A 12,513-nucleotide genomic window follows, 5' to 3' on the forward strand; every position below is an offset into this window, starting at 1 on the left:
TGAAACTCTTACACAAGAAAATGTAGAAGTAGCTAATGCTACAAATACAATTACTCAAAGAGTAAATGGTATAGCAGAAGAGATATTAGAAGATGTGAATAAGAAGAGGTTTTAGGGGGGATTTTTAGAGCTTTAGAATCCAAAATTCTAATCAACCAAAAAGCGCAGAGTATGCGCGTGAAGCAAAGCTAACTAGGACTTTGTGGTGAGTGATACAATTTAGCAAAATAAGGATTCTCTATGCTTTTTAAAGGGAGGCAAGGGTGAAAGAAGACGCATTACGCTGGAATATGCGCTACAAAGATAACACTATGCCTACCATTCCTAGCGCCTTGCTCCTTGAATGCGAGCCGTTTTTGCGCGAACTTTTGCAAAAAGATCAAAACAAAGCTCTAGATATCGCCTGTGGCAATGGGCGCAATAGCAAGTTTCTTTCCTTACTGGGCTTTGAAGTGGATTGTGTGGATATTTCAGAGATTGGCTTAAGCGCGCTTGCAAACTACCCACATACAAATGCGATTCTCGCGGATTTAGATACTTTTAGTATAGATTTGCGCTATGATGTGATATGCGATTTTTATTTCCTTGATAGGCGGTTTTTCCCGCAAATTAGGCGCGCGTTGAATGTCGGTGGGATATTTATTTTTGAGAGCTTTTCTCAAGTGCCAAAAGATTTTTTCTTGCAAGACACAAAGCTTTTAAGCTCTAATCGCAGTTTAGAATCTAGCGAGCTAGCAAAGGAATTTGAAGGCTTTAAGATACTGCTTAATGAGTATAAATGCGTCTTTAGGGAGGGTTTGCCCCATTGTGTGCAGATGTTTGTCGCGCAGAAAGTATTTGATTCTTAAAAATTGTAAAAAAAGAGTTTTGAAATGCAATACACATTTTCACAAAAATGCAAGAAAATCTTTTCTATCGCCCTGCCTAGCGGGGCAAACTCACTTTTAGATACGCTTAATCTTCTTGTTGGCTGGTATTTCATCTCTCAAATTTCTAAACAACACATTATCGCGCTTGGCGTGAGCTTAAACTATATTATGATTTTATTTGCCATCACAGCGGTGTTTTTCATCGGCACAAGCTCGCAAGTGGCGCGCTACTTTGGCGCACATGATTTTAAATCGATTAAAGAAGTGATGGGGACGAACCTCTTAAGCTCACTTTTTCTTTCAATTCCCGTGTGCGTGGTGTTTTTCCTTTGCATTGACATGTATTTTGACTGGATGGGTAAGGGTGTGGATTTGGAATCTAGAGCGCTTGGGCGAGAATATTTGCATCTTGTGCTTTTAGGCGTTCCGGCATTGATGGCAAAGACGATTTGCGTGGCTGGGCTTTCCGCGCTTGGCGATACAAAGCGCATTATGTATGTGAAAATTTTCACCACCACGTTTAATGTTATCTTAAATGTCGTTTTGATTGCGGGCTGTGATTTTGGGATTTTCCATATTCCCGCGCTTGGTATTGCAGGTGCGGGCTTGAGCAATCTTATTATTACGATTGTAGAGTTTGTGTTGCTTTTGTTTGCTATTGCTTTGAGTGATATTAAGCTTAAAATCGCGCTAGTTTTTCGCACCTTGTATCTTAAAAGAATGCTGGCAGTTGGGATTCCAGCGGGGATTGAGCGGTTTTTGAGTATTTTTTCGCTTATTCTTATTCAGAAGTTTGTGAGCTCCTATGGTGGCGATACGCTTGCGGGATTTCAGATAGGCACAAAAGTTGAGGCGTTTATTTTAATGCCGGGCTTTGGATTTCAAGTAGCGGCAATGGCGCTAGTTGGGCAGAGTTTAGGGCGTAAGCGCTTAAGTTTGGCGTATGATTTTTTGAAAACCTTGCTTTTTGTCGCAAGCCTTGTTATGGGGATTTTGGGGATTCTTATTTGTATTTTTGGCTTTGAGCTTTCAGGGATTTTCAGCACAGAATCTAAGGTGCTAGAATACAGCTTTTACTACATTCTTGCAGTTGGGCTTTCTCAAGTGCCGCTTATTTGGGTATTTTGCCTTGATGGTGCGTTGCGTGGTGGTGGCGCGACGAAGCTTTCACTTTTGCTAAATTCCGCAAGCATTTGGCTTGTAAGAATCCTTCCAATGTATTTGTGCGTGCATTTTGGACTTAGTGTAATGCTCCTTTTTGTCATCATTTTTGCCGAGACTTATTTACGCGCTGTGCTTTTTGGGCTTATGTTTAAATATAAAATTTGGGAAAAATTTATTAGCAGATTTTAAAAAATTTGCCTCACAAATTTTTATTCCATTTTATTTGAATTTTGCAGTGCAAAATCTCGGTTTGTGTGGGGTATGGATTGCTTAGATTCTCTTTAAGAATCTTTTTTAAAAGAAAGTGCTAAAATCTAGGCTTTTTTACAATCTCATTTATTTTTAAGGAGTACGAGAATGTGGGGCAGGGGATTTGAGCTAAAATGGCTTATAGGCGCATTTTTAGGTGCTTTGATGCTGTTTTTTAGCGCATGTGGCGATGAGGAAAAAATCTTTAGAAAAACGCAGGGCGTTATTGACACGGATTCTATCGTTAGCATTGAGCTAAAAGAGCCGATGTGGAGCGGTGCGGTGCAAAGGCGCGAGATTAGCAAGAGCAAAGAGGCTTTCAAGCTCAATGGCAACGCGATTGAAAATGTGGCGTTTGCTTTTAGAGATTCTACGACTTTAAATATGTATCCAACCGCAGATGGTTTGCACTTAGAGCCTAGCAAGGACTACACGCTTGAGATTGATTTTAAGGCGCTGGAAAAAGAGCTTGGCGATTCCCTTAAATCCCCGATAAAAAATGCCACACTTAAATTTAGTACAAAGCCTATCGAGTTTGAGTTTGAATTTGAGGGATTATCGATTTTGCAAAATGGCGATAAAAACGCTATCTCTGCTGTTGTGCTCACTTCGCAAAAGATTTCTTTAGAAAAGGCAAAAAGCCTTATTTCTCTGCAAGATGCGCAAGGCAAGAGCGTTAATTTTCACTTTAATATTGTTGGTGGCGATGAGTCGCGGGTATTTTCACGCCGTTTTGAGATTGTTTCAGAGGAGATTACGCCACGCGTTGATGAGGATTTGCTTTATACAATCACGCTTGATGGTGCGAAAATCGGCGCAAAGGACGAAAAGAAAAAGCTTGATGTGCGTATTCCAAAAATTTCAGATATCACTTTCCTTGAAGCGATGAGCAAAGAGAGTGGCGATAAAACAAGCATAGTGCTAAGATTCTCACAAGAGCTGGCAAAAATGCCAAATCTTAAAAGCTACATTCAGATTCAGCCAAATATGAACTTCAATGTCTCTCAAGCAGGCAATGAAATCACGCTCACAGGGAATTTTAACTTCCAAACGCCTTATAAAATTCATATTACAAAAGGGCTTGTTTCCCCAAATGGCGCTATGCTCAAAGAAGATATTAGCGCAGAAATCGCTATAAGCGCGCTTCCACCGGCGATTAGCTTTTCATCAAGTGGCGTGTTTTTGCCAAATGGTGCAAATAAAAAGCTCGCCTTCAAAAGTCGCAATGTCACGGAAGTAAAGCTCACGCTTCACAAAGTCTATGCAAATAACCTTACGCAGTTTCTTTATGAGAAGAATCTTATCGGGCAAACACAAGAAAATAGCGCAAGAGTGAGCGAATGTGAGGGGTATGACGATGATGACGATGAGTATGGTTGCAGTTATGGGGTGGATTTGAGCCGTATCGGCGATAAGGTGCTGGAGAAAACCTTTAAAATCGACACTGAGAAAAATCAGTGGATTCAAAATGAGCTAGACTTTAGCGAGCTGGGGGATTTGAAAGGGATTTTCTTTGTAAAGTTAAATATAGAAAAAGTGGATTATGACTTCCCGAGTGATTGGAGTGATTGGCGCAAAAATGACTTTTTATCAAGGCGAGGCACTATCTCAAAACATCTCATTTTTTCAAACACCGCGCTTTTGGCTCAAAGTGTCGGCTCGCAGTTTATCCTCACAGCGATGGATATTTCAAAAAACACGCCGATTGCTGGAATGTCGATTGTAGCGGTGGATAAGAAAAATCAAGTTATTGAATCTCAAAACACCAACGCTAATGGCGATGCGACTTTCACAAAGGCAAATGCAAAAAACACGCTGTATTTTATGGCAAATAATGCCAGCGGTATGGCGGTGCTAAAGCTTGGCTCCTCGCTTGTGTCTGTCGATGGCTTTGATGTGGAAGGCGTGATGAGTGAAGGCGGAATGCGCGCGTTTATTTACACCGATAGGGGCGTGCATAGACCGGGTGATAGTATTTATTTTGATGCGATTGTGCGCAACCTTGATAAAGCGCTAGATCCTACGCATCCGGTATTTTTGACGCTCAAAACTCCGCGTGGTAAGGTGTTTTTGGACAAAGTCCGCTTAGAATCTAAGGGCAATGGATTCTTTCATTATGAAATAAAAACGCCAAAAAGCGCTGATACAGGCGTTTGGGAAGCGTTGCTAAAGGTTGGGGACTTTACATTTAGGAAAGAGCTAAGTGTTGAGGCAGTGGTGCCAAATAGAATCGCGGTAAATATTACGACAGATTCTGTGCTTGAAATGCCAAGTGATGAGCTTTCTTTTGAGCTTAAGGCAAAATATCTCTTTGGCGCGCCGGCAAAGGATTTAGAATACAGCGTGCAAGCTAATATCAAGCTTTTGAAGTTTAGCCCAAGCAATTTTAAGGGCTACACTTTTGATACGCCTAGCTCGCTTAATTACGGCAGAATACGCTCCACAGAAGGGAATCTAAACGCACAAGGAGAGGCAAAAGATTCTATTAATTTAGAAAGTGTCGAAAAGCTAAACTCAAACTTGATAGCAAATATCACCGCGCGCGTTGATGAAAATAACGGCAGAAGTGTCACTGCGCGCAAAAGCGTGGATTTGGTATTTTACAAAAGCTTTGTTGGGGCGAAATTCCCAGAGCAGCGCTATGTGCAGGCGGATTCTAAAATCTCCATGCCTGTGGTTGTGGTGGCAAATGACGGCAAAAGCACGCTTGCAGGTAAAAATGTGAGCTACACAGTCTATAGCAATCAATACAGCTGGTGGTGGGACTATGACAGCTACTCGGAATATTTGCGCTCTTTTAAAAGTGATAGAAATACAAAGATTCTCGCGCAAGGAAGTTTGAAAACAAAAAAAGAGCCGGTATTGTTTGAATACACGCCTGCGCAAAATGGCGAGCTTTATATTGAATTTGTCGATGAGGAAAGTGGCGCAATGGCGGGTGGCGCGCTGTATGTCTCTGGCTATGGCGAGCCTTTGAATGCACAAAAGGTAAATTCTCTTAAAATAAGATCTGACAAAGAGCAATACGCCATCGGGCAGGAAGCAAAGGTAAGCTTTGAATCTACGCCAAATTCTAAAGCCCTTGTCATCATCACAAAGGAAAATAGGGTGCTTAAGCGCTTTTGGGTGGATACAAAGGGAAACAACACAAGCCTAACTATTCCTATCACAAGCGAGATGAGCCCGAATGTCTATGTAAGCGTGGCGTTTTTGCAAAACTACACAAACACGCCAAATGATCGCTCCTTGCGCCTGTATGGTGTCGTGCCACTCAAGGTAGAGGATAAGGAAAGCAGGCTTACTTATGAGATTGACGCGCCAGAATCTATTTTGCCAAATAGTGAATTTGAAGTGAAAATCTCCACAAAAGAGGGCTTGCCATCAACTTACAGCCTAGCAGTTGTAGATGAGGGCTTGCTGGGGCTAACTAATTTCCAAACGCCAAATCCGTGGAAATATTTTTACTCAAAAATCGCTCTAGGCTTAAAGCTCTATGATACTTATGACTTAATCATCGCAAAAAGCTTTGGCAAAGTGCAAAAGGTGCTAAAAGTCGGTGGTGAAGGAGTGATGGACTCAGAATCAAGAGCCGCGCGTCAAAAATCTGATGAAAAAGCCGAGCGCTTTAAACCCGTGGTGCTCTATCAAGCCCCAGCAAACACTGATGAAAAGGGCAATGCGCGCATAAAGCTTAAAATGCCCGGCTACTTTGGCAGTGTGCGCGTGATGGTGGTAGGCGCGAAAGAAAAACGCTATGGTTCAGCGAGCAAAAATATCCAAGTAAGCGCGCCTGTGGTGGTAATGCCTACAATTCCGCGCTCACTTAAAGTCGGCGATACCTTCCAAATGCCAATCGAGCTTTTTGCCACTAAAGGCGCAATAGATGCCAAAGTGAGCGTCTCTACAACAAAAGGCATTGTGAATTTCAAGCAAGCAAGCCAAAATGCGAGTATTAAAGGCGAAGGGGATTCTCAAACGCTCATTTTTGAAGGCGTCGTAGGACAGGAAGTGGGAGTAGAGAATATCGCTATAAGCGTGGATTCTAAGAGTTATAAGAGCAAAGAAATTGTCGAAATTGACATAAAAGCGATAAATCCTTTCATTAGCACTTCTGAAAGTCACACGCTCAAGGCAAAAGGCACCCTCACGCTTAGCGCGCCAAAAAGCTTTGTCAAAGGCACAAACAGCGGGCTTATTAGCATTAGCACCGATCCGCTTTTAAATATCTCTCATCGTGTGAAATGGCTCATACATTATCCTTATGGCTGCGTAGAGCAGACGACTTCAAGTGTCTTGCCACAGCTTTATTTAGACAGATTAGGAAGCTTTAAAATCGATAAAAAAGAAGTGGTGGAGAATATCAACGCAGGCATTACGCGCTTAAGTGGCTTTGTAACACCAAGCGGGGGATTAGCATACTGGCAAGGGGAGAGCATGCCAAGTGCGTGGGGCTCAAACTACGCGGGGCATTTCCTCGTGCTAGCTAAGAAGCTAGGCTATTATGTGCCAGATTCTCTTTATAGTGGGTGGGTTGCGTATGAGAAAAACCTTGTGCGCTCTGATGAAAACGCCAATATCAAGGCTTATGCGCTCTATCTTTTAGCCCTAGCAGGTGAGCCAGAAATCGCAGTGATGAATAGCCTTAATGAAAAATCCTTGCGCAATCTCAACACCACCGCGCAATGGCAACTTGCCGCAGCCTACAAGCTCGCAGGCTTTGAGGAAAACGCAAAGGCTATCGCAAATACGCTTAGCATTAAGCCAGATTCTGATGAGCAGTATAGGCGCTATAGCTTTGGCTCAAATTTGCGCGATGAAGCGATGATTTTAGAAGCGTATAAAACCATTTATGGTAAGCCACAAGAGACACTTTTTAATAGCATTAAGGCGCATTTGGAATCTGATGAGTGGCTTAGCACGCAGACAAGTGGCTATGCGCTTTTAAGCATGGTAAATAGCAAGGATAGTGCTGAGCCAAAAGAGATAGAGGGTGTAATTGAGCTTAATGGTGAGAAGCAGAAGTTTTCAGAATCTGCGCGTATGCTAAATTTTGAGCTAGATTCTGGCAGTGCAAAGATAGAAGCTAAGGATTCTCCGCTTTATGTGATTTACGCGTGGGAAGGGATTCCGACAGATTCTATTATTAAGCCAATAAGCAAAAAAATGCGAATAGAGCGTAGATTCTTAGATGAAAATGGCAATAGCATAGACATTAGCAAAATCGCCTCTGCGAAGAGCTTTTGGATACGCCTTGATTTGATAAAAGATGAAAGCGCGCTAGTGGAAAATGTCGCGCTCACCCAAAGCCTGCCAAGTGGCTGGGAGATAGAAAATACGCGCCTAAATGATGACAATTTACCCGAGTTTGTGAGTGAAAATGCAGACGCAACGCGCTATGTGGATATACGCGATGATAAGGTAATGTGGTTTTTTGATTTAGAGCGTGCGAAAAGCGTGTTTGTGAAGATTAATACCGTAACACCCGGAATCTACACGCTTCCGCCAGCCTATGCTGAAGCAATGTATGATAATTCCTACGAAGCAGCGAGTGAAAGCCAAAAAGTCGAGGTAACAGCGAAATAAGGCGCGTTTGTGAAGCTAGGAATGCGCCAATCGTTGCGAGGATTTTAAAAGAATCTTAAGCAACAAGCCAAAGGCGCAGAATCTATCATTGCAAGGAAGCTTGCAGGTGTAGCAATCTACAAAGATTCTAAAAATGCAAAAGTGACGCGAAAGAATCTACAAAATAACACTAAGGAGCGCCCAATGCATGAGATTTTCACCACTTGCCTTTATGCGCTTTTGTGTGTTTGTGTTAGTTTCTTTTTTCTTAGGCGCTATTGTCATCGTGCGCGCTACCTAAGCATTTTTAGCGTTTTTCTACCATTTTTGAGCGCTTTTTATTTTGGTTATATTGCTTTTAGCGAATTTCAACTTGCCTTGCTTCTTACTTACAACGCGCTTCTTGCAAGCTTTATGCTTACGCTGCTTCTTGTTATGGCGGTGATTGATTTTTATTATTTTGCTTTGCCTAATGTGCTTTTGCTTCTCTTTATTGCGCTTTGTGTGGTGGGCAAGGTTGCTTTAATGCTACAAGGAAATTACGACTTTGAGCTTATCTCGCTTATGCATGGTTTTTGTATCATGGGTGGAATGTATCTTTTAAAGTTTATTTTAGAATCTATGCGTAAAAAGCCCATGCTAGGCGAGGCAGATATTTTGGTGCTTGGCGGACAAGGTATGATTTTTGGGATTGAAGTTACATTTTTCATTATTTTTCTTGCGAGTCTCCTTGCATTTGCGCGCTTTGGGCTAAGTGCGATATTTTATTTTCTCTCAAAAAAGCAAAAGCCCTTAAGCGTAAAATTTCCTTTTGTGAGTTATATTTTTACCGCGACAATTTTTTCTATGGTTTGTGTGCCTTTGGGGGTTTTCGTGCCTTTTGGCATTTGGTAGGGGAGTTTTTAAATGTTTAAGCGGTATTTGTTCCTTTCTTTTTCACAGCTTTTTTTTCCATTTTTCCTCGTGCTACTTTTTATCGCCTCTGTGGTGCTTCTTATCAGCATCGCGGCGAAAACCTATGTGGTGAAAATGGGCTTTTTGGATCTTTTTGCGCTATTTTCCTACTCGCTTCCGGGTAGTGTGTTTTTTATTATCCCCATCACTTTTTTTGCTTCTTTGGTGCTTGGGATTTCGCGCCTTGCGTATGATTATGAGTTGATGGTATTTTTTGCACTAGGCGTTAAGCCCACAGCGATTTTGAAGGCTTTTTTGCCTATTATCTTGCTAGCCACGGCGATTTTGCTTGTTTTTTCCCTTGTGATGGTGCCACTTTCCACAAGTGCTTCAAAAAACTTCATCGCCCAAAAGCGCGCAGATATCGATGTCAATCTTAAAGCCGGCGAGCTTGGGCAAAAGCTTGGCGATTGGCTCGTGTATGTCGATGAGGCGAAAAATCGGCAGTATAAAAATCTCATTTTGTATTCTCAAGAGCAAAAGGATTCTGAATCTTTCATCGTGGCGGAATCTGGGCGCACGCAAAATGCCAATGGGCTTTTTGAGCTTTTGCTTGAAAAGGGCGATGCGTATTTTGCGCATGAAAAGGAAATCCGCAAGATTCACTATCAAGAAATGAATGTGCGTCAAGTCGTGGGTGAGCCACAGCTTAGCGGGTATGATTTGTTTCATTATTGGCAGGAAGCCTTTGGCGGGAAGTCAAAGTCAAAGGAGCGCAAGTTTTCGCAAGCGATTTTGGTGTCGTTTTTCCCGCTGGCTTCGATTTTTTTTATTTTGGTTTTTGGCGTGGCAAACCCGCGCTTTAAGTCAAATATGTCGTATTTTTATGTCATTGGCGCGGTGGTGGTGTATTTCATCATGGTGTATGTGGCGAGCGAGAATTTCCCATTTTTGGGGATTTTGTGCATTCCGACTTTGTGGTTTGTGGCGGGCTATGTGCTCTATCGCAGGACGATTAAGCGCTATTATTGATGTTTAAGGTATTGGCAATCATCGCTTATGATGGGAGCGCGTTTGCAGGCTTTGCCCCACAGGCGCGAAACTCTGCGCGCAAGGACACAAGCGCACTTGGCGTGAGCGATAAAATCGCACTTGTGCTAAAAAGTGTCGGCGCAGTGTGTGAAAATATAGATTCTGATAAAAACACGCAATTTGCGAGCAAACTAGAATCCTACGATGACAAAACTAGCACGCGTTGCGAGGATTTGCAAAATTTAGGGCAATCCATAAAAAACAAAAATTTACTTCTTAGCGCCGGGCGCACGGATAAAGGCGTGCATGCGCGCAATATGCCTATTTGCTTTTTTCTCCCACAAAGGCGCGATTTGGGGAGATTGCGCGAGATTCTCAATGCCAAACTCTATCCGCATATTTTTTGCAAAGTCTTGCGCTTTGTAGCGCAAGACTTTCATCCGCGTTTTTTAGCACTCTCACGCACTTACTGCTACATTGCAAGCAAAACTGCACCAAATCCATTCTACGCGCGTTTTGTGGCATGGGAGGATTACGGCGAATTTGCACGCGTGAAAGAGGCGCTAGGATATTTTAGAGGCACGCATGATTTTAGGCTTTTTTGCAAAGGTGATTTGGAAAGTAAAAGCAGTGTGCGCGAGATTTTTAGCATTTATTGCAAAGAAACTAGCGGGAATCTTGCAAAGCGCGCGAGCTCTCAATCATCTCAATCAAGTCGGCTCCTTATCGTGCGAATTTGCGCGCAGGGCTTTTTACGCGCGCAGGTGCGCCTTATGCTAGGCGCGGTGTTTGCTTATGGGCGTGGGGAGATGAGTTTAGAATCTTTACGCGCGCAAATTGATGCCAAGATGCCAACTTCTAAGATTCCCGCTTCCAAGATTCCAATCTATCGCGTGCCTGTGAGCCCCAATGGGTTGTATTTTGAAAATGCGAGGTATGAAAAATACTAAAAATCATACCACCTTGTGTTTTGTGCTTTGGTGTTTAGCAGGTAGATTTCGCCGATTTGTGGGACATTGTAGGGGATATTTTCTTTTTGTGCGAGCTTGTTTAGAATTTCCACCGGCTCATTCCACGCGTGCGAGCCAGCGACGAAGCGCCCCCAATGGATAGGCTGAATAGCTTTTGCACGCAAATCTTTTGCCGCCTGCAAAGTTTCTTGCGGGAAGGAATGCGAGTATTTCCACGCCTTGTTGTATTGTCCATTTTCCATCACTGCTAAATCAACCCCGCCAAAATGCGCGCCAATCTCTTTAAAATGCGTATAGTAGCCGCCATCTCCGCTTAAAAAAAGCTTGAAAGGTTCAGAATCTTTCACCCCCTCAAGCTCCAAAACCACGCTAAACCACAGGCTTTCATTAGCGCCTATGCCTAGTCGGTTGGTGTTGTGCTGGGCTGGCGTGGTGTTTAGACGCAAGGCAAGATCCTTAAACTCCAAGCCCTCCCACCAATCAAGCTCGATAATTTTTTCTTCACTAATGCCAAAGTCCCTTAAAAATTGCGCTGTATTAAGTGGCACGACAAAGAGTTGCGCGCGGTCTTTGAGCGATTTAAGCGATTTTTTATCCAAATGATCATAATGCGAATGTGTGAGAATCACAATGTCAATCAGCGGGAAATCCTGCGCGCTAAAGGTTTTGTGCGCCTTGAAAGCGCGATTTATGAAAGGCATGGGCGAAGCGTAGGTATTAAAGAGCGGATCGATGAGGATATTTGCACCCTTGTGATAAAGATACAGCGAGGAATGCCCCAGCCACACGAGAAAGCTTTTATTTTTAAAGTTAGATTCTAAGTTTGTGAAAGTTTCGCGCGCTATGGGCAGGGGCTTTGGGGGCTTTGTGTCATAGGGCTTTTTGCTTGTGTAATATTCCCAAACATCGCCAAAACTCACATCTGGGGGCAGGCGCGCCTCTGGGTTGAGATTAGCAAAAATAAGCTTTTTGTTATGCAGAATCTGCGGGGCTTTGGGCTTGTGGTGAGAAAACTTTGTATAACGCATCGGCGTGTCCTTTGTGCTAGTTATTGGCTGTGTGGTGGTGCAAGCGCTCAAATAGAGCGCAAGGCTTGCAAACAGGCTAAATGTGCCTATGCGCCAAAGAAAAAGATTTTTCATAAATTATCTCAATTTCGTGCAAGAATTAAGAATCCTAAAAACCTAGAATCTCAAATCTCACGCAAAATTTCTTTTGCGCTCTCGCTACTCATCGCGCCCGGGGCTTTGTGGCGCACATTAGCTTTGGGATCCAAAAATAAATGCGTGGGGTAGCCAAAAATTTGCGCACGCTTTAAAATCGCACCCTGCGTGTCAAAAAGCACAATGAGATTCTTATACTCTAAGCCCTCAAACCATTCTTTAAACTTCTCCATCTCCTTTTCGCCGCGCTGATTTGGTGAAACCACGCTTAGCACGATAAAATCATCATTTTGCTCTTTGCTTAGAGAATCTAGCTCTTCCAAACTCGCCAAACAATACGGACACCACGACGCCCACGCGATAAGATAGATTTTTTTGCCCTTTGCAAGCGCGCTTAGCTTCGTTGGTTGAGATTGAAAATCAAGCAAGGTAACATTATCAAGGTTTAAGAGATTTTGAGAATCTTGCGCGTTTGTCTGCGATGCAGGCGTGCTAGATTCTGCATGTGTAGAAAAATGCGTGAAAAAATACGCGCCCAAAGCCACAAGAAGCGCAAACACAACCACAATAAGCCATTTTTTCATTTTTGAAACTCCTTAAAGATTTTGC

General features: G+C 42.9%; 9 protein-coding genes. 7 read left to right on the plus strand and 2 right to left on the minus strand.

Annotated elements, in window-relative coordinates:
* The 7 genes from CQA49_RS10270 to CQA49_RS03980 all read left to right on the plus strand — a co-directional run.
* Positions 1–115: hypothetical protein (locus CQA49_RS10270; RefSeq protein WP_408938908.1), on the plus strand; the 115-nt coding region annotated here is incomplete at its 5' end.
* A 148-nt stretch (positions 116–263) separates the two neighbouring features.
* Positions 264–848 carry a bifunctional 2-polyprenyl-6-hydroxyphenol methylase/3-demethylubiquinol 3-O-methyltransferase UbiG gene (locus tag CQA49_RS03955; RefSeq protein ID WP_258864180.1) on the plus strand — a complete coding sequence of 195 codons (585 nt, stop codon included), beginning with the start codon at positions 264–266 and terminating at the stop codon, positions 846–848.
* 24 nt (positions 849–872) lie between these two features.
* Positions 873–2,222, plus strand: coding sequence for an MATE family efflux transporter (locus tag CQA49_RS03960; RefSeq protein ID WP_115574675.1), 1,350 nt, complete (start codon positions 873–875; stop codon positions 2,220–2,222).
* Positions 2,223–2,390: 168 nt separating this feature from the next.
* Entirely contained in the window at positions 2,391–7,865 is a 5,475-nt protein-coding gene (locus CQA49_RS03965) for an alpha-2-macroglobulin (protein ID WP_115574676.1), read from the plus strand.
* 183 nt (positions 7,866–8,048) lie between these two features.
* Entirely contained in the window at positions 8,049–8,738 is a 690-nt protein-coding gene (locus CQA49_RS03970) for a prepilin peptidase (RefSeq protein WP_115574677.1), read from the plus strand.
* A 12-nt stretch (positions 8,739–8,750) separates the two neighbouring features.
* The gene (locus CQA49_RS03975; RefSeq protein ID WP_115574678.1) at positions 8,751–9,770 is read left to right on the plus strand and encodes an LptF/LptG family permease; all 1,020 of its coding nucleotides are present in this window, start codon (positions 8,751–8,753) and stop codon (positions 9,768–9,770) included.
* Positions 9,770–10,720, plus strand: coding sequence for a hypothetical protein (locus CQA49_RS03980; RefSeq protein ID WP_115574679.1), 951 nt, complete (start codon positions 9,770–9,772; stop codon positions 10,718–10,720). Before CQA49_RS03975 ends, CQA49_RS03980 begins: the two co-directional genes overlap by 1 nt.
* Here CQA49_RS03980 and CQA49_RS03985 read toward each other — a convergent pair.
* Both CQA49_RS03985 and CQA49_RS03990 read right to left on the minus strand, forming a co-directional pair.
* Entirely contained in the window at positions 10,717–11,883 is a 1,167-nt protein-coding gene (locus CQA49_RS03985; RefSeq protein WP_115574680.1) for an MBL fold metallo-hydrolase, read from the minus strand. The genes CQA49_RS03980 and CQA49_RS03985 overlap by 4 nt on opposite strands.
* A gap of 50 nt (positions 11,884–11,933) precedes the next feature.
* Positions 11,934–12,488 carry a redoxin family protein gene (locus CQA49_RS03990; protein ID WP_115574681.1) on the minus strand — a complete coding sequence of 185 codons (555 nt, stop codon included), beginning with the start codon at positions 12,486–12,488 and terminating at the stop codon, positions 11,934–11,936.
* Positions 12,489–12,513: the final 25 nt, after the last annotated feature.

Source organism: Helicobacter sp. MIT 00-7814, from assembly GCF_003364115.1.
Classification (GTDB): domain Bacteria; phylum Campylobacterota; class Campylobacteria; order Campylobacterales; family Helicobacteraceae; genus Helicobacter_F.